Source organism: Pseudomonas sp. WS 5011, assembly GCF_012985775.1.
GTDB classification, from domain to species: domain Bacteria; phylum Pseudomonadota; class Gammaproteobacteria; order Pseudomonadales; family Pseudomonadaceae; genus Aquipseudomonas; species Aquipseudomonas peli.
Genome location: NZ_JAAQXA010000008.1, coordinates 138726 through 156108 on the forward strand (window position 1 = coordinate 138726; position 17383 = coordinate 156108).

General features: G+C 62.4%; 16 protein-coding genes and 1 riboswitch. Of the genes, 5 read left to right on the top strand and 11 right to left on the bottom strand.

The features are described 5' to 3' along the window. Window positions 1-5: 5 nt before the first annotated feature. The 9 genes from HBN63_RS11140 to thiC form a co-directional block, all read right to left on the bottom strand. Window positions 6-530: a TIGR02281 family clan AA aspartic protease gene (locus HBN63_RS11140; RefSeq protein WP_167143038.1), complete on the bottom strand. Its 525-nt coding sequence runs from the start codon at window positions 528-530 to the stop codon at window positions 6-8. Next, window positions 527-1513: an esterase-like activity of phytase family protein gene (locus tag HBN63_RS11145; protein ID WP_170049511.1), complete on the bottom strand. Its 987-nt coding sequence runs from the start codon at window positions 1511-1513 to the stop codon at window positions 527-529. Before HBN63_RS11145 ends, HBN63_RS11140 begins: the two co-directional genes overlap by 4 nt. Continuing rightward, window positions 1510-3414, bottom strand: a complete 1905-nt coding sequence (parE, locus tag HBN63_RS11150) for a DNA topoisomerase IV subunit B (RefSeq protein ID WP_170049459.1) — start codon at window positions 3412-3414, stop codon at window positions 1510-1512. Before parE ends, HBN63_RS11145 begins: the two co-directional genes overlap by 4 nt. Before the next feature lie 15 nt (window positions 3415-3429). Next, window positions 3430-4041, bottom strand: a complete 612-nt coding sequence (locus HBN63_RS11155; protein ID WP_170049460.1) for a YqiA/YcfP family alpha/beta fold hydrolase — start codon at window positions 4039-4041, stop codon at window positions 3430-3432. 65 nt (window positions 4042-4106) lie between these two features. Further along, on the bottom strand, window positions 4107-4928 hold the full coding sequence (cpdA, locus tag HBN63_RS11160) for a 3',5'-cyclic-AMP phosphodiesterase (RefSeq protein ID WP_170049461.1): 822 nt from the start codon (window positions 4926-4928) through the stop codon (window positions 4107-4109). 173 nt (window positions 4929-5101) lie between these two features. Next, window positions 5102-5566 carry a DUF1249 domain-containing protein gene (locus tag HBN63_RS11165; protein ID WP_090249747.1) on the bottom strand — a complete coding sequence of 155 codons (465 nt, stop codon included), beginning with the start codon at window positions 5564-5566 and terminating at the stop codon, window positions 5102-5104. Then, the gene (locus HBN63_RS11170) at window positions 5557-6159 is read right to left on the bottom strand and encodes an NUDIX domain-containing protein (RefSeq protein WP_170049462.1); all 603 of its coding nucleotides are present in this window, start codon (window positions 6157-6159) and stop codon (window positions 5557-5559) included. Before HBN63_RS11170 ends, HBN63_RS11165 begins: the two co-directional genes overlap by 10 nt. A gap of 165 nt (window positions 6160-6324) precedes the next feature. Continuing rightward, entirely contained in the window at window positions 6325-7620 is a 1296-nt protein-coding gene (gene cytX, locus HBN63_RS11175; RefSeq protein WP_170049512.1) for a putative hydroxymethylpyrimidine transporter CytX, read from the bottom strand. Between the two features lie 75 nt (window positions 7621-7695). Continuing rightward, window positions 7696-9591, bottom strand: coding sequence for a phosphomethylpyrimidine synthase ThiC (gene thiC, locus HBN63_RS11180; RefSeq protein ID WP_090249753.1), 1896 nt, complete (start codon window positions 9589-9591; stop codon window positions 7696-7698). Window positions 9592-9685: 94 nt separating this feature from the next. Continuing rightward, a riboswitch (TPP riboswitch) is annotated at window positions 9686-9792 on the bottom strand. A gap of 218 nt (window positions 9793-10010) precedes the next feature. Between thiC and HBN63_RS11185 the strand changes: the two genes are divergently transcribed. Beyond that, window positions 10011-11450, top strand: a complete 1440-nt coding sequence (locus HBN63_RS11185; protein ID WP_170049463.1) for a TolC family outer membrane protein — start codon at window positions 10011-10013, stop codon at window positions 11448-11450. Window positions 11451-11534: 84 nt separating this feature from the next. Here the strand turns inward: HBN63_RS11185 and waaA are convergent, their stop codons facing one another. Beyond that, the gene (gene waaA, locus HBN63_RS11190) at window positions 11535-12830 is read right to left on the bottom strand and encodes a lipid IV(A) 3-deoxy-D-manno-octulosonic acid transferase (RefSeq protein ID WP_170049464.1); all 1296 of its coding nucleotides are present in this window, start codon (window positions 12828-12830) and stop codon (window positions 11535-11537) included. A gap of 54 nt (window positions 12831-12884) precedes the next feature. Further along, window positions 12885-13769, bottom strand: coding sequence for a LysR family transcriptional regulator (locus tag HBN63_RS11195; protein WP_167143060.1), 885 nt, complete (start codon window positions 13767-13769; stop codon window positions 12885-12887). A gap of 87 nt (window positions 13770-13856) precedes the next feature. Here HBN63_RS11195 and HBN63_RS11200 point away from each other — a divergent pair, with 87 nt between their 5' ends. The 4 genes from HBN63_RS11200 to HBN63_RS11215 all read left to right on the top strand — a co-directional run bounded on the left by HBN63_RS11200 (window position 13857) and on the right by HBN63_RS11215 (window position 17350). Beyond that, window positions 13857-14189, top strand: coding sequence for a multidrug efflux SMR transporter (locus HBN63_RS11200; RefSeq protein WP_160085684.1), 333 nt, complete (start codon window positions 13857-13859; stop codon window positions 14187-14189). Window positions 14190-14405: 216 nt separating this feature from the next. After that, window positions 14406-15578: an FAD-dependent oxidoreductase gene (locus HBN63_RS11205; RefSeq protein WP_170049465.1), complete on the top strand. Its 1173-nt coding sequence runs from the start codon at window positions 14406-14408 to the stop codon at window positions 15576-15578. After that, window positions 15578-16396 (top strand): aldo/keto reductase, encoded by an 819-nt coding sequence (locus HBN63_RS11210; RefSeq protein WP_170049466.1) that lies wholly within the window; start codon window positions 15578-15580, stop codon window positions 16394-16396. The genes HBN63_RS11205 and HBN63_RS11210 overlap by 1 nt, the downstream gene beginning before the upstream one ends. Before the next feature lie 69 nt (window positions 16397-16465). Further along, on the top strand, window positions 16466-17350 hold the full coding sequence (locus HBN63_RS11215) for a metal ABC transporter ATPase (RefSeq protein ID WP_170049467.1): 885 nt from the start codon (window positions 16466-16468) through the stop codon (window positions 17348-17350). Window positions 17351-17383 lie beyond the last annotated feature (33 nt).

Below are 17383 nucleotides of genomic sequence, written 5' to 3' on the forward strand. Positions count from 1 at the left end.
GTGCCTCATTGCAAGGTGGATTGGCGCAGCATCAAAGTGCCGCCGCGCTGGGTAAATTCGAGTTGTTTCAAGGCACTCATGCCCAGCAATACGTCATCGCCGCCCATGCCGGGGGCAATCAAAGCCTCTACATCGGTCAATACGATATCGCCCAACTGCAAGCGTTCCAGCCGCGTGCGATGGGCTGTGGCGCGACCATTGGCGGTGCTGATGGTGATCGCCGCACCAGCCTGTAAGCCCAAGCGCTGCGCTACTTCAGTCGGCACCGCCACTTGGGTGGCACCGGTGTCGAGCAGGAAGGTCACCTCCTCGCCATTGATCTTGCCGCCAGCCATATAGTGACCCTGCCGACTGCTGGCCAGGTGCACTTCGACATAGCCGCTGCCATGCAGCGACTCAGGCGCGCGATTGGGATTGCGCTGAGCATCTTCCCAGTCACCAAAAAACTTGGTCGCCAGCAACAGCGCTGCGCCCCAGGCCAGCACCAGCATCACCCGTCCGGCACGTTTACCCGCAGGCTGCTCGCTCACGGTTTGCTGCCCCAGCCGCCTTTAGGTGCGGCAAAGCGCCAGATAATCGGCCGCGACTCACCGTCGGCACGGCTGAAGCTGCCGTTATCGACACCGATCCAGGCACCGTCCTGATCCACCCACAGCGCTTCCGCCAGGCCGTAGGACGGCGCATAGAGTCGCTCTGGAGTCAGCGCCTCGGCGGCAAACGACCAACACTTCTCGACCTGACCAGTGCTCAGGTCGCGCCGACAGATACGGTGCGCCTGACGCTCAAGGGTGAAGAGCTTTTCGGTATGGAAGGCCAGACCCGAGAAATCCCGAGGCTGCGGCTTGCCGCCCAGCTGCTCGGGCCCCGTTTCCGTGCCCGCCTCGCTGAACAGCACGCAGCCACCGGTGCAACGCCAGATCGCGCGCTGCTTGTGCACCACCAGCAAACCGCGGCGCATACGCTCAGCCGCCAGGTACAGGCGCTCACCAGCCGGGTCAACGGCAATGCCTTCAAACAGCGAGTTGTAATGCAGCGCCATGCCACTGGCGCGCGCCTGGCGCAGCAGGCCCTGAGGCAGCTTCAACCAGTTGGGCTCGCCGACCACAGGCAACTGCAGCACAGCCGCCTTGGCCTCGCTGACCAGGTAACGGTTACCAGCGGCGTCACAGCTCAGCCCTTCGAAATCCAGCTCACCTCCGCGTACCAGGCCGGCGACCCAGCTGCGCATGCGCAGCCCCCAGGGCAAGCGCACATCCGGCGCGGGCGGCGCGACAAAGCTCTCGGCCGTGGCCTGCCAGTGCGACTCATCCGATTCGAGACGATAGAGCTGCTGATCATCCCGGTCGGAAACCGCCCACAGCGCGTTATCGCACCAGGCCAGGCCGGACAGGTTGCCGCCACTGACGCCGCTAACCGCTTGCTCGTTGAGCAGTTTCAGCTCTTCCAATGCCGCCGCACTCGCCAGCACGGGTGAGCAGAGCAGCAGGCAGACAGCCAACAGCCGCTGCATCAGAGCAGCACCTCGGCCAGGTTGCCCTTGGACTCCAGCCAGGATTTACGGTCGCCGGCGCGTTTCTTCGCCAGCAGCATGTCCATCATTTCCTGGGTGCCGGGGTAATCGTCCAGAGTCAGCTGCACCAGACGCCGGGTATTGGGGTCCATGGTGGTTTCGCGCAGCTGCGGCGGGTTCATCTCACCAAGGCCTTTAAAGCGGGTGACCTGCGGTTTGCCACGGCGCTTCTCGGCCACCAGGCGGTCGAGAATGCCATCGCGCTCGGCTTCATCCAGGGCGTAGAAAATCTCCTTGCCCAGGTCGATGCGGTACAGCGGCGGCATGGCCACATAAACGTGACCCGCATCCACCAACGGGCGGAAATGCTGGACGAACAGCGCGCAGAGCAAGGTGGCGATGTGCAGGCCGTCGGAGTCGGCGTCGGCAAGGATACAGATCTTGCCGTAACGCAGCTGGGAGAGATCGCTGGAGCCCGGATCGAGGCCAACCGCCACAGCGATGTTGTGCACTTCCTGGCTGGCCAGCACTTCGCTGCCATCGACTTCCCAGGTGTTGAGGATCTTCCCGCGCAGCGGCAGGATCGCCTGAAACTCTTTATCGCGCGCCTGCTTGGCCGAACCGCCAGCGGAGTCACCTTCCACTAGAAACAGCTCGGAGCGCATCGGGTCCTGGCCGGCGCAATCAGCCAGTTTGCCAGGCAGCGCCGGGCCCTGGGTGATGCGCTTGCGCTCGACCTTCTTGCCAGCCTTGAGGCGGCGGTTGGCGTTGCTGATCGCCAGTTCGGCGAGCTGCTGACCCAGCTCCGGGTGGCCGTTAAGCCACAGGCTAAAGGCGTCTTTCACCACACCGGATACAAAGGCTGCGGCCTCACGGGACGACAGGCGTTCCTTGGTCTGCCCGGAGAACTGCGCGTCCTGCATCTTCATCGAGAGGACGAAGGCGATGCGCTCCCAAATATCTTCAGGGGCCAGCTTTACCCCGCGCGGCAGCAGGCTGCGGAACTCGCAGAACTCGCGCATGGCGTCCAGCAGGCCCTGGCGTAGGCCGTTGACGTGGGTGCCGCCCTGAGCGGTGGGGATCAGATTGACGTAGCTTTCCTGCACCGCGTCGCCGCCTTCCGGCAGCCACAGCAGCGCCCAATCTACGGCTTCTTTATTACCTGCCAGGCTGCCGCAAAATGGCTCATTGGGTAGCCGTTCAAACTCGCTGACCGCATCCACCAGGTAGGAGCGCAGGCCGTCTTCGTACAGCCATTCGACTTTCTCACCGCTGGCTTTGTCCTCGAAGCTGACCGCGAGCCCCGGGCACAGCACAGCCTTGGCTTTCAGTACGTGCTTGAGGCGGCTGACCGAGAACTTGAAGGAGTCGAAATACTTGGCATCTGGCCAGAAATGCACGCTGGTGCCGGTGTTGCGCTTGCCCACAGTGCCGACCACGGTCAAGTCGCTGGCTTTATAGCCGTCGGCAAAACTCATCTGGTACTCGTTGCCGTCGCGCTTGACCTTAACCACCACGCTGGTCGACAGCGCGTTGACCACCGAGATGCCCACTCCATGCAGGCCGCCGGAGAACTGGTAGTTCTTGTTGCTGAACTTGCCGCCAGCGTGCAGCTTGGTGAGGATCAGCTCAACCCCTGGCACGCCCTCTTCCGGGTGAATGTCCACTGGCATGCCGCGACCGTCGTCGAGCACTTCCAGGGAGTTGTCCTCGTGCAGGATCACCTGAATCGATTTGGCATGCCCGGCCAGTGCTTCGTCGACGCTGTTGTCGATGACTTCCTGGGCCAGATGGTTGGGCCGGCTGGTGTCGGTGTACATGCCCGGGCGTTTGCGCACCGGGTCGAGGCCGGAAAGGACTTCGATGGCATCGGCGTTGTAAGAGCTAGAACCTTGCTGGGCCATGGGGTCTCTTGTTCGTCAATTGAGAGCGGAAAAGTCGATATCCTGCCACAGATGGCGAGGAATACCGGCGAAAGCGAAAAGCATCGGCAGACGCTCGGCAAAGCCCTGAAAACCATGATCGCCACCGGCCTGGATACGCAGCGCGCAGGCGCGGTAATAGCTCTGAGCATCACGGTAATCGAGGGTTTCGTCGGCGGTCTGCAGCCACACCTGATAGCGCGCCGGATCCTGCAGCGCCAGCACATCCAGTTCGGCCAGGGCTGTTACGTGATCGGTCGTCAGCTCCCAGGTCTCGTCGCTGTAATAATTTTTTTGCGGGCCCAGGTAGCCATCGAAACGCATATGCGGGCGTACGGCGGGATTGATCAACAGCGCCGGCAACCCATGGCGTTCGGCCAAGTGGGTCGCATAGTAGCCGCCCAGGGAGCTGCCAACCAGCACGGGCCGACCAAGCTCAGCAATCAGCGCTTCGAGCTGAGCCATCGCCTGGCGTGGGTGGTGATGCAGGGCCGGTACCTGCAGCTGCGCGGCCAGCCCAAGCTGCGCCATGGCGCGCTGTAACTGGCTGGCCTTGAGCGATGCCGGCGAGCTGTTAAGCCCGTGAATATAGAGAATGGATGTGGTCATGGGGCGGGAGGCTAACCGGTTGCGGCGACCGGCTGCAACCGGTTAGCCGAGCAGCTGCAAAGGGCTTAGTAGCCTTTGATGGTGTAATCGATTTCGAACTTGATGCCAGTCACCCGCGACACCCCGGTTTCCAGACGGCCATCGTCGAACAGGCGCAGCCAGCGATAGCCCGGCGCAGTTTTATCGACCTGAAACTCTTCGCTACCTGGGGCGAACTGCACGCAGGTCGAGGGCGATGCCAGCAGTCGGATAGGGCCGCGCTGCTGATCGAGTTCCTGATGGATATGCCCCCACAGCACCGCACGCACCTGGCTGAAACGCTCCAGCACGGCAAACAAGGCGTCCGGGTTACGCAAACCGATGGGCTCCATCCATTTGCAGCCGATGGACACCGGGTGGTGATGCAGGCAGATCAGGTGATGACGATCCGGTTCTTCGCTGAGTGCGCGCTCCAGCAAGGCAAGCTGCTGCTCGCTGAGGTAACCAGGTACGGCACCAGGGATCGAGGAGTCGAGCAGGGTCACGCGCCAGTTGCCCAGGTCGATCACCGGCTCCAGCAGATCACTGCCGACGCAGGCCGCCTGCATGGCAGGCACTTCATCATGGTTACCGGGGAACCAGCGCGCGGGCGCGGGGATGGCGGCGGTCATCTCGCGAAAACGCTGGTAGGACTCAGCGCTGCCGTCCTGCGAGAGGTCGCCACTGGCCAGGACCAAGTCGATCTGCGGTTGTTCCTGCAGCACACGCTCGATCACCCGCTGCAAGCTGTCCTGGGTATCCATACCCAATAGCTTGCCTGCCCCGTCGGCAAACAGGTGGCTATCGGAGAGCTGCACCAGCAGTACCGAGCGATCAACAGCAGTGGTTTGAATCGGCGCGCCCGGCAAGACCTTCTCCTTGAGCGGAATGCGTGAATTATGCTGGCTAGCCCTGCGGGCGGTAAACCCGCGAAAGGGGAATAGATCACAGAACGTCCGCTGTAAATCCAATACCCACCCTTAGGCTAGCGCGTATCAGAATAATGCGCCTGCGACTGATTATCGGCTGAGCGTGGAAAAACCTAACGCACGGGTGCCAGTTCGTGACCGCAGGCCAAGCAATGGCTCAGCCACTCACCGAGAAACAGGTTGAGCTGAGTCTTCTCATCCGGCTGGTGCATGGCTGCATTGGGATAGGGATAGATGCCGTGGAAGCGCCGAGCACTTTGCGTGCCCACCACCTCGGCCATGCGCGCATCGTGGTAGACCCGCACTTCCAGTCGCGGCACCGGCAGCCAGGACAGGCTGTGTTCCTGACGCACCTCGATGGTTGAGGTGTACGGGCAGGTTTCCAGCACCTCCAGGGCCAACACGCCGAGCAGGTGCTCGCCTTGGCTGAGGGCCACACGGCGAACGTGCTGACGCCCACGCGCATCGTTGCGCATGTCCGGCAACAACTGCAGCAGGCGCACATAGTTGAGTTCGCAAGCAGTCTGCAGCTCGACCAGGTCGACCCGATAGCGCTCGCGCAGCAGGTTCATGACCACAGCCCTCGCACTTCGGCGCGGTTCAGCGCCAGCCATTGCAGGGCGATGATGCTGGCGGCGTTGTCGATGCGACCATCCTTCAACGCATCCAGGGCATCTTCCATCGGCCAGACGTGCACACGAATGTCTTCACCTTCTTCCGCCAGCCCGTGCACGCCACCGGCACCTTCGCTGTCACAGCGGCCAATAAACAGATGCACACGCTCATCCGAACCACCGGGCGAGGGATAATACTGGGTGATCGGCCAAAGCGAGGTCAGCGTTAGGTTGGCCTCCTCAATCGCCTCGCGGCGTGCAACCTCTTCAGGTTCTTCGTCCTTGTCGATCAATCCGGCGACCAGCTCCAGCAGCCAGGGGTTGGCACTTTTATCCAGCGCCCCCACGCGAAATTGCTCAATCAACACCACACAATCGCGTTGCGGATCGTAGGGCAGCACACACACGGCATCGTGGCGCACGAACAATTCACGACTCAGCTCAGGGCCCATATCACCGGCAAACTGGCGATGGCGCAAACGCAGCCGATCGAGCTTGTAGAAGCCGCTAAAGCAGGCCTCACGCGCCAGCACTTGCACATCCTCTTGAGCATTCATTGCGGACTCCAACACTCCGTACAACGGTTCGCAGCGGCTGACCTGAACGGTCAGCGTGTTCGCCACAGCTTACACGTTGACCACTGAGCACTGACAAGCTGTCATCACGACCGTTCGGCTAACAGGCTTGGCTTAATACCGCGAGCATGACAACCGCCCACTGCTTCAACGGATCGCCGCCGCGCGCTTACGGCTCAGCAGCCCCAGCAGTAACTGTAGCCCCGCGGCCAGCAAGAACGCTGGCAGGGTGGCACCTATTTGCGGCCAATAATGACTGAGCAGGTGATAGACCACCGCACCACAGCCCCATGCCAGCAAGGTATCCACGCGCAAGTTGCAAACGGGGGCCAGCTCGGCACGCCGACGGCGCAGGATAAAGTGGTCAACCAACACCACGCCAAACAGTGGCGCAAAAACTGAACCGATCAGCAGCAGGAAATTCTGATACTCGGCCAGCGGTGCCAGCCAGGCGATCAGGGTGCACAGCACGCCAATCGCCAGGGCCAACTGCCCAACCCGAAGCGGCAAGGCAATGCCGGCCGACACCGCCGCCGAATGGATGTCCGCGAAAGCGTTTTCCGACTCATCCAGCAAAATCAGCAGCAGCGGAATACCCAGACCGGCACCCGCCAGCGCCAACAGCAGCGCATTGGCCTCAGCCCCAGTAGCAAAGGCCAGGGTGTAAGCCACGCCCAGGCTCATCAACCAGACATTACCGAGGAAGAACCCCAGCGCAGTGCCGCCAAACACCCGCGCAGCGCTGCGGCCGAAGCGCGAATAGTCAGCAATCAGCGGCAACCACGACAGCGGCATGGCAATGGCGATGTCAAACCCCAGGGCAAATGGCATCGAACCATCCCCGGCACGTGCCCAGAGGCTTGCCAGATCCGCCTTGTCGAACAGGTTCCAGGTGAGCCACACGCAGGCACCCAGCAGCAGCCAGATGCCCCATTTACGCAACACTTTGCGCACGAAGGTCAGCGGCCCGGCGACTGCCAGCAGAGTCGCCAGCGCGCCAAAGAACAGTGTCCAGATCAGCGGATTACTCCACGCGGAGCCAGCACCGAACGCACGCTCGGCCAGCACGCCCGCGGCGTCACGCATCACAATGATCTCGAAGGCGCCCCAGCCGATCAATTGCAGTACATTCAGCAAGGCCGGCAGCAAGGCGCCTTTGCTGCCCAGGCTAAGCTTCAGGGCGGCCATACTCGAACGACCAGTATCGCTACCGATCACCGCCACCGCCCCGAGCAACAGCACACCCACGGCCGTGCCGCAGGCAATTGCCAACAGTGCGCCACTCATGCCCAGCCCGGGCGCCAGTAGAGCCCCCAGCTGCAAGACCATCAGGCCAATGCCGAGGGAAAACCACAGGGAGAACATGTCCCGCGCACCCAGCACGCGCTGGTCGCTGGCCACACTCTGGTGTGGGGAATAGGTGTGGGTTGTGCTCACGGTAATAGCCACCTCAGAAAATTAAAAACCACCCAGGGCACGCATGCCGTGGGTGGTGTTCGATCAAGCCGAATCGAGGCCTTAGACCTTGTGGTACAGCTCACTGCCTTGGGATTTGAACTCGGCCGCCTTGGCCTGCATGCCCAGCTCGGCCTCATCCAGTTCCAGCGCGGCGATACGCTGCTCTTCGGCGTAGACCCGCACCTCCTGGGTGATCTTCATTGAGCAGAACTTCGGCCCGCACATCGAACAGAAATGCGCGACCTTGGCCGAGTCCTTGGGCAGTGTTTCATCGTGGTACGAGCGCGCGGTGTCGGGGTCGAGGCCGAGGTTGAACTGATCCTCCCAGCGGAATTCGAAGCGCGCCTTGGACAGTGCGTTGTCGCGAATCTGCGCGCCCGGATGACCTTTGGCCAAGTCCGCAGCATGGGCGGCAATCTTGTAGGTGATGATGCCGGTCTTCACATCATCCTTGTTCGGCAGGCCCAGGTGTTCCTTGGGCGTGACGTAGCAAAGCATGGCGCAACCGAACCAGCCGATCATCGCCGCACCGATGCCGCTGGTGATGTGGTCGTAGCCCGGCGCAATGTCGGTGGTCAGCGGGCCGAGGGTGTAGAACGGCGCCTCGTCACAGCATTCGAGCTGCTTGTCCATGTTCTCCTTGATCAGCTGCATCGGCACGTGGCCAGGGCCTTCGATCATGGTCTGCACGTCGTGCTTCCAGGCGATCTTGGTCAGCTCGCCGAGAGTTTCCAGCTCGCCAAACTGCGCTTCATCGTTGGCATCGGCAATCGAGCCCGGACGCAGGCCATCACCCAGCGAGAAGCTGACATCGTAGGCCTTCATGATTTCGCAAATGTCTTCGAAATGGGTGTAGAGGAAGTTCTCTTTATGGTGCGCCAGGCACCACTTGGCCATGATCGAACCACCGCGCGAAACGATGCCTGTGACGCGCTTGGCGGTCATCGGCACATAACGCAGCAACACGCCGGCGTGAATGGTGAAGTAGTCCACGCCCTGCTCGGCCTGCTCGATCAGCGTGTCGCGGAACAGCTCCCAAGTCAGCTCTTCGGCCGCGCCGCCGACTTTTTCCAGGGCCTGGTAGATCGGTACGGTGCCGATCGGTACGGGCGAGTTACGGATGATCCACTCGCGGGTTTCGTGAATGTGCTTGCCGGTGGACAGGTCCATCACCGTGTCCGAACCCCAGCGAATGCCCCAGGTCAGCTTGGCCACTTCTTCTTCAATACTTGAGCCCAGCGCCGAGTTTCCGATGTTGCCGTTGATCTTCACCAGGAAGTTACGGCCGATGATCATCGGTTCCAATTCGGTGTGGTTGATGTTCGCCGGGATGATCGCGCGACCGCGAGCGATCTCGTCACGCACGAATTCAGGGGTGATGATTTTCGGCACGCTGGCGCCGAAGCTGTGGCCAGGGTGCTGCTGAGTAAGCAAGCCCGCTTCGCGCGCCACTTCCAGCTTCATGTTCTCGCGGATGGCGACGTATTCCATCTCGGCGGTGATGATGCCTTTGCGCGCGTAATGCATCTGGCTGACGTTGGCGCCAGCCTTGGCACGGCGCGGGTTGTTGACGTGAGCGAAACGCAGCTTGGTTAGCTCGGCATCAGCCAGGCGCTGCTGGCCGAAGTTGGAGCTCAGGCCAGGCAGGCGTTCGGTGTCGCCGCGCGCCTCAATCCACGGCGAACGCACATCGCCCAGGCCTTTGCGCACGTCGATGATGACCTTGGGGTCGGTGTACGGGCCGGAGGTGTCATACACCATCACCGGTGCATTGATCTCGCCGCCGAAGTCAGTGGGTGTCACGTCCAGGCTGATCTCGCGCATAGGCACCAAGATGTCCGGGCGCGAGCCCTGCACATAGACTTTCTGCGAACGCGGAAACGGTTGGATCGACTGCTGGTCGACCTGGGCGGATTCACTCAGGATCGGATTGAGGTTTTTTTCTTGTGTGCTCATCGGCGGCTCTCCAGGGCTATATGTCGGAGCGAACCTGGACGGATGAGCGGCGTTGAGGCGCACCTGAGGCGGTGCCAGAGGCTCGCCAGGGGAATGGCGAGCGCATCTTGTTCCCTACGCAGGCCTTAACCTGATCAGGTTCAACGGGATCCGGCAGCTGCCAATCTCAGCCCCTCAATTGGGGCACCCCGACAAGAACGCGGCCAGTCTAATCAACCCCAGCTAATAAAACCAACCCAGGAGTCAAATATTCATGACCCGCGCGTCGGGTCGTGACGAGCACCCATTCAACGACGGATTGTTGCGCCCAGGCAACATAGCTTGTTGCAAACTACACTACAGCCGCCATAACTGCCCTTGACCCTACTAGGCACGGCCCCTTAGCCTTGTCGATTACCGCCAAATTCAGGATTTCCCTAATGTTGCGCAGACTCTCTCTGGCTATCGCCGTGGCCGCCGCGTCCAACGCAATGGCCTGGGCTGAACAAGCCCCGCTGTCCACCAAAACTGACCTGGTCACGGTCTACCAGGAAGCGGCCGCCAACAACGCCGATCTGGCTGCTGCACGCGCCGATTACGAGGCCCGCAGCGAAGTGGTGCCCCAGGCACGCGCCGGCCTGCTGCCTAATTTGTCTGCTGGTGCCAACCTGAGCGACACCCGCACCCAGGTCGACTCGCCGAGCACCACCAGCTCGCGCAGCGGCACTGTGTACCAAGCCAACCTGAGCCAACCGCTGTTCCGCGCGGATCGCTGGTTCCAGTTGCAAGCGGCCAAAGCCAGCAACGAACAAGCGGTGCTGGAGCTGTCGGCCACCGAACAGAACCTGATTCTGCAGAGTGCTGAAGCCTACTTCGCGGTACTGCGTGCGCAGGACAACCTGGCGTCGACCAAAGCCGAAGAAGCCGCCTTCAAGCGCCAGCTGGACCAAGCCAACGAGCGCTTTGATGTCGGCCTGTCGGATAAGACAGACGTGCTGGAAGCCCAGGCCGGTTTCGACACCGCTCGCGCCAACCGCATCATCGCCCTACGTCAGGTGGAAGATGCCTTCCAGGCCCTAACCACCCTGACCAATCGCGATTTCAGCGCACTGGAAGGCATCGAGCACAGCCTGCCAATCCTCGCGCCGACGCCCAATGACGCAAAAGCCTGGGTCGACACCGCTGCCGCACAGAACCTCAATCTGCAAGCCAGTAACTACGCTGTTGACGCAGCAGAAGAGACCCTGCGCCAGCGCAAGTCGGGCCATGCGCCGACCCTGGATGCCGTGGCCAGCTACCAGAAGGGCGATAACAACAGCCTCGGTTTCAGCAACAACGCCGCCAGCATCAACCGGTTCAGCGGCGATGTTGAGCAGCGCTCGATTGGCCTGCAACTGAACATTCCGCTGTACAGCGGCGGCCTGACCAGTTCCCAGGTGCGCGAGTCCTACCAGCGCCTGAACCAAACCGAACAGCTGCGTGAAAGCCTGCGTCGCCAGGTGGTGCAGAACACCCGCAACCTGCACCGCGCGGTGAACACCGACGTGGAAACCGTGCAGGCGCGCAAGCAGTCGATCATCTCCAACCAGAGCGCCCTGGAAGCCACTGAAATCGGCTACCAGGTCGGCACGCGTAACATCGTCGACGTGCTCGACGCTCAGCGCGAGCTGTACAGCTCGGTGCGTAACTACAACAACGCGCGCTATGACTACATCCTTAACAACCTGCGCCTGAAACAGGCTGCCGGCACCCTCAGCCCAGACGACCTGAACGCCCTGGAGCAGTACCTGAAATCCGATTACAACCCGGACGAAGACTTCCTGCCGCCGGACCTGGCCAAGGCCGCCGAAGCCCAGCTGCGTGGCAACTCGCAGTACTGAGTGCTCCGCAACCAAAAAGCCCGCTGAATTCAGCGGGCTTTTTTATGGCGTAAGCCGTTACGGGACCAAGTGAGCACTCAATCGCTATGGCGACTCGACCTTCAGCAGCCGTGCCAAACCCGTCAACAGCCGTGCCAGGGCACCTTGGTTGCCCCGCATAACGGCCTGCCCAGCAGTCCGCATGGCCTCTGCGGTCGCCGGTTCGTGCCATAGCTGTGTAACCCGCTGCGCCAAACCGTGCGCATCCGCCACCTCGCTCAAGGCACCGGCAGTGCGCAACTGCACGGCTATCTCCAGAAAGTTGAACAGGTGCGGGCCGCTCAGCACCGGCTTGCCCAGCGCCGCCGGCTCCAGCAGGTTATGCCCGCCATTGGCCACCAGGCTGCCGCCGACAAAGGCGATATCGGCCAAGGCATAGAGAAACAGCAGCTCGCCCATGGTGTCGCCGAGCAGCACCTGATCGCTCGCCAGCAGCGCTTCGCCAGTGGAGCGGCGCCGCGTGTTAAAGCCTTGCCGCTGGCACAACTCGAACACCGCATTGAAACGCTCGGGATGGCGCGGCACTAAAATCAGCAGGGCATCGGGATTCTGTGTGAGCAGCTCACGGTGGGCGGCGAGAACGATCTCGTCTTCACCAGCATGGGTGCTCGCGGCGATCCACACCGGGCGGTGCGTGGCCTGCCATTGCTCACGCAAGACCGCAGCGCGGGTAAGCAGCTCTGGATCAATCGTCAGATCAAACTTGATCGAGCCGGTGACCTCGACGCACTCAGCGCGCGCGCCCAGGCTGCGAAAGCGTTCGGCTTCCAGCGCTGTCTGCACCGCCAGCAGATTCAGCTCGGCCAGCATCGGTGCGGTGAGGTTGGCAAAACGCGCATAACCACGGGCCGAACGCTCGGACAGCCGCCCGTTGGCCAGCGCCACGGGAACACCGCGTTTGGCGCACTGGTGAATATGGTTGGGCCACAGCTCGGTTTCCATAATCACTGCCAACCGTGGCTGCACCTGATCGAGAAAACGCGCTGCCGCCCAGGGCAGGTCATACGGCAGGTAGCAATGTTGCACACGCCCCGCGTATTCCGCACCGCCAAACATCGCCTGAATACGCTCCGAACCGGTCGGTGTCATGCAGGTGATGGTGATCGGTAGCTGTGGGTAGCGCGCCAGCAGCTCACGCACCAGCGGCGCGGCGGCGATGCTCTCGCCCACCGATACGGCATGCAGCCAGATACCGCCCGGCTTGTGCGGCGGCAAACCAAAAGCAAAGCGTTCGCCGATGCGTTTGGCATAGGCCGGCGCCTGCCAGGCACGCCACGCCAGCCGCCCGGCCACCAGCGGCAGACCAAGATGAAACAACAGGGTGTAGAGGCTTCTATTCATGGCGCGCAGCTTATGCACTTTGGCCACTATCGTCGAGCCAGGCGCGGGCTCGGCTCACGCCGTGACCTGCAGATGCCGAGCAAAGCACTCGGCCAACCACAAGGCCGCGGGGCCCAATGCCTGATCGCGGCGACAGACCAGTTCGACCACCAGCGGCGGCGGCGTCCAGTCGCTGCTCAGTTCCACCAGTTGGCTCTGATACGTCGGGTACTGCACCACATGGCGCGGCAGCCAGGCCCAGCCCAGGTTACGCATCAGCAGTTCGGCCATGGTGTAGAAACTGTCGGTGCGCCACACCGACGGGCTGATTTGCTCACCGCCCGGATAGTGACTGTCTTGCGGGGTCATCAGCAGTTGCCGGTGGCGGGCCAGCTCACGCCGATCAACATGCCCCATACCCGCCAGTGCGTGCCCGGCACCGCACACGGTGACCATTTCGATGGTACCCAGCCGCTGACGTTCCAGCGCATCGGGCATGTGTTCGTGGTGGAACAACAAGCCGAGGTCGGCGCGGTTCTCCAGCAGCTTGCGCGCCACATCCCCTTGCGCACCGCTGGCCAACTGCACCTCCAGCAGCGGAAAGTGCTGCGCCAGCGCCTCAAGACTGTCGAGCACCGGCTGATAAGGCATCGCCTCATCCTGCGCCAGACGCAAACACACCTCCTCACCGCGCACCAGGCCCAGCGCACGCCCTTCCAAACGCTGGCACTGGCGCAACACCTCGCGCGCCTCTTCCAGCAGAGCCACGCCGGCATCGGTTAGGCGTGGTTGGCGGCCGCTGCTGCGCTCGAAAAGACGCACGCCGAGGTCGGCCTCCAGCAACGCAATCGCATTGCTCACCGCCGATTGTGCGCGCTGCATTTGCCGACCCACGGCGGAGAACGACTGGCCATCCGCAACGCTGACAAACAGGCGAATCTGCTCCAGGTTCCACTGCATAACCCATCTCCATAGCGGATAGGTAATCACTTTATCCCATCCGCCAGGTCACTAGAATGGCCGCCAGATAACTATGGAGGCCACATCATGGGCGGCTATCTCTACCTCGCTATTGCCATCACCGCAGAAGTCATCGCCACCACCTCGATGAAGGCCCTGGATGGTTTCAACAAACCCCTGCCCCTGCTGCTGGTCGTGGTCGGCTACGCCATCTCGTTCTGGATGCTCAGCCTGGTAGTGAAGACCATCCCGGTCGGCGTCGCCTATGCGGTGTGGGCGGGCATGGGCATTGTGCTGGTGAGCATCGCCGCAGTGTTTCTCTACCAACAACGGCTGGACCTGCCGGCCATGCTCGGCATGGGCCTGATCGTCGCCGGCGTGGTGGTGATTCAGCTGTTCTCGCAAAGCGTCGGCCACTGAGAACCTGCCCAACGCCTGCTGCGCTTCGGCCCTGCGCCGTTAAAAACAGGCCGGGACGCGGCGTCTCGGAATGCTCATTTACACCAGTAAACTCCGCTTCCTCGCCTGTTTTTGCCTTGCATGGCTCTAGCTCGCGAGACGTTGAGCAGGTTCCGAGGTAAGGCGCTAGCGCGGCCGGGTTATACTGCGCGCCTGTTTTCCCGGTGAGACACCTGCATGTCCGAGGCACTGAGCACTGATGTTTTGATCGTGGGCGGCGGCATTGCCGGCCTTTGGCTGAATGCGCGCCTGCGCCGCCAGGGCTTCGCCACCCTGCTGGTGGACAACGCCCGCCTCGGTGGCGGCCAGAGTGTGAAATCCCAGGGCATCATTCACGGTGGTGCCAAATACGCCCTGCATGGCGCGCTGACCGGCGCCTCCGAAGCCATCGCCGATATGCCGCGGCGCTGGCGCGAAGCCCTGGCAGGTAATGGCGAGCTGGATCTGAGCGGCGTGCGCCTGCTCTCCGATGCCCACTACCTGTGGTCGCCCGGCAGCCTGGCCGGCAATATCACCAGTTTCTTTGCCAGCAAAGCCGTGCGCGGCCGAGTCGATCAGGTCAAGGGCGAGCAACTGCCACCGGCGCTGCAACACCCGAAATTCAAGGGCAAGGTCTACCGCCTGGCTGAACTAGTGCTGGATGTGCCGAGCCTGATCAGCCGCCTCAGTGAACTGGCCGGCGATGGTTTGCTGGCAGCCGAACGCATCGAACCGCTGCGGGAAAACGGCGAGCTGGTCGGCCTGATCATCGATGGTCGTGAGATTCGCGCAAAACGCATCATTCTCAGTGCCGGCCGTGGCAATGCCGAGCTGCTCAGCACCCTCGATCTCAGCCAGCCCGCACAGCAACTGCGCCCGCTGCATATGGTCTTGGTCAAAGGTCCAACGTTGAAACCGCTTTACGCCCACTGCCTGGGCGGTGGACCGAAGCCGCGCGTGACCATCACCACCCACCCGGCGGCCGACGGCCAGTGGGTCTGGTACTTGGGTGGCGATCTGGCCGAAGCAGATGGCGTGGCCCGCGACGAAACGGCGCAAATCCAGGCGGCGAAAAAAGAGCTGAGCGAGCTGCTGCCCTGGGTCGATCTGTCAGCCGCCCAATGGGCCACGCTGCGAGTGGATCGCGCGGAGCCGGCGCAATCCGGCCTGGTGCGCCCAGACAATGCCTTCCTCCACGAGCAAGGCAAACTGCTGGTGGGCTGGCCAACTAAGCTGGCGTTAGCCCCGGACTTTGCCGACCGCGTGCTAGCGGCGCTGAGCCGTGACGGCGTTCAGCCGACCACACATGCACCACTGCCCGCGCTGCCGCGCCCGAGCGTCGCACCACCCGCCTGGGAGGAACTGTTCTGATGCATCCACTGCACAGCCTGCACAACCTGCATCGCCCATTGGGCGCGACCGAGCTGCTGGTTTCGCCGCTGGGCTTGGGCACGGTCAAGCTGGGCCGTGATCAGGGGGTGAAATACCCCAACGGTTTCACCATCCCCGATGACGCCGCAGCCCGCGAACTCCTGGCCCAGGCCCATGATCTGGGCATCAACCTGATCGACACCGCGCCGGCCTACGGCACCAGCGAAACCCGCCTCGGCCCGTTGTTGCGCGGCCAGCGCCAGCAGTGGGTGATTGTCAGCAAGGTCGGCGAAGAGTTCGACAACGGCCAATCGCACTTCGACTTCAGCCCGGCGCACACGCGCTTCTCGGTGGAGCGCAGCCTGAAGCGCCTGGAAACCGACTTTATCGACCTGGTGCTGGTGCATTCCGACGGCAACGATGTGGCCATTCTGCGCGACAGTGGCGTGTACGAAACCCTGGCTGAGCTTAAGCGCGAGGGCAAGATTCGCGGCTTCGGCCTCTCTGGCAAAACCGTTGCAGGCGGCCTACTGGCCCTTGAGCAGGGTGACTGCGCGATGGTCACCTACAACCTCAACGAACAAGGCGAACAGGCCGTACTGGACTACGCCGAACTGCACGGCAAAGGCATTCTGATCAAAAAAGCCCTGGCCAGCGGCCACGCCTGCCTGGCCCCTGGTGTCGACCCGGTGCGCGCCAGTTTCGAGCTGATCTTCAGCCATCCGGCCGCCTGCAGCGCGATTGTCGGCACCATCAACCCGCAGCACCTGGCGCACAACGTCGCCACGGCCGCCGCTGTAATTCAGGATATTGCCTGACGGCCCTCACCCGACGATCTGTGCCAAGCTCTCAGGCCATGCCCACGCCCATGTCCGCGAGGAGTTGCAATGCCGCGCACCCTGATCCGCAAAGACCCCAGCAGCTTCAAGACCCTGCAACTGTTTGTCGAAGCCAGCCAGGAAGGCCTGAGTTACCAGGGCCTGGGCATGCCGTTGAACTTTAGCCAGATGCTGGAAAAGCGAAAACCTGTGGTTGTGGCCGACAGCCAACGCTTTGCCGTGGAACTGGCCAACCTGGGCGTTTCGGTGCGCCTGACCCTCAGCTGGCAGGGCCGCGAATACTGGATACTGGTGCGCCAGCGTCGCGCGGATCGCGGCGATGTGGTGCTCAAGCTGATCTCCGGCTACGTGCCGGCCCATGAGCTCAACCTGCCGCTGCTCACCGCGATTCAGGAAGTGGCCGAAGAATGCCTGCTGGAGACGCCGGAAGGCTGGCTAAGCGGGCGCTTTGGCGACACCTGGCTGCCGACGCCCTACCAGAGCAGTCTGCACTACCGGGAAACCGCGCACTTCAGCCTCAGCCCGCTGTCCGGCGCGGCGCGCCCAGTGCAATGCGGCAACCTCAAGCTGCTGGAACGCCCGCGTGCCTATGTGCACCTGCCAACCGCCTCGTTGCAGCTGGTCTACGACCTGCGCCTGGATTTGCCCAAGGAAACACGTCAACTCAGCCTGCTGCATGTCGATGAACACCTGGAAGATGGCCAGCTGATCGCACGCCTCAACCGCGCGAGGCCCGATCTGTTTCTGATTCCGCTGGACCAAGGCCGGCCGACCGCCGAGCTGCTGACCCTAAAGCAGGGCCAGCTCTTACCCGCCAGCACTCGCGGTCTGTGGCTGGCCGAAAGCTTTGCGCCACAGGATGGCTGGCTAGTGCGCGATGAGCGCATTCGCTGGAAAGATTGGCTGGTGCAGACGCCAAAAAGCCCCGCCTAAGCAGGGCAAAAAGGGACTTCAGGCAAGTGGGCT

Excerpts from the sequence above, each read along its gene's own strand:
- parE (WP_170049459.1), bottom strand. The coding sequence starts at position 3,414 with ATGGCCCAGCAAGGTTCTAGCTCTTACAACGCCGATGCCATCGAAGTC.
- HBN63_RS11155 (WP_170049460.1), bottom strand. The coding sequence starts at position 4,041 with ATGACCACATCCATTCTCTATATTCACGGGCTTAACAGCTCGCCGGCA.
- HBN63_RS11170 (WP_170049462.1), bottom strand. The coding sequence starts at position 6,159 with ATGAATGCTCAAGAGGATGTGCAAGTGCTGGCGCGTGAGGCCTGCTTT.
- thiC (WP_090249753.1), bottom strand. The coding sequence starts at position 9,591 with ATGAGCACACAAGAAAAAAACCTCAATCCGATCCTGAGTGAATCCGCC.
- HBN63_RS11185 (WP_170049463.1), top strand. The coding sequence starts at position 10,011 with ATGTTGCGCAGACTCTCTCTGGCTATCGCCGTGGCCGCCGCGTCCAAC.
- waaA (WP_170049464.1), bottom strand. The coding sequence starts at position 12,830 with ATGAATAGAAGCCTCTACACCCTGTTGTTTCATCTTGGTCTGCCGCTG.
- HBN63_RS11195 (WP_167143060.1), bottom strand. The coding sequence starts at position 13,769 with ATGCAGTGGAACCTGGAGCAGATTCGCCTGTTTGTCAGCGTTGCGGAT.
- HBN63_RS11200 (WP_160085684.1), top strand. The coding sequence starts at position 13,857 with ATGGGCGGCTATCTCTACCTCGCTATTGCCATCACCGCAGAAGTCATC.
- HBN63_RS11205 (WP_170049465.1), top strand. The coding sequence starts at position 14,406 with ATGTCCGAGGCACTGAGCACTGATGTTTTGATCGTGGGCGGCGGCATT.
- HBN63_RS11210 (WP_170049466.1), top strand. The coding sequence starts at position 15,578 with ATGCATCCACTGCACAGCCTGCACAACCTGCATCGCCCATTGGGCGCG.
- HBN63_RS11215 (WP_170049467.1), top strand. The coding sequence starts at position 16,466 with ATGCCGCGCACCCTGATCCGCAAAGACCCCAGCAGCTTCAAGACCCTG.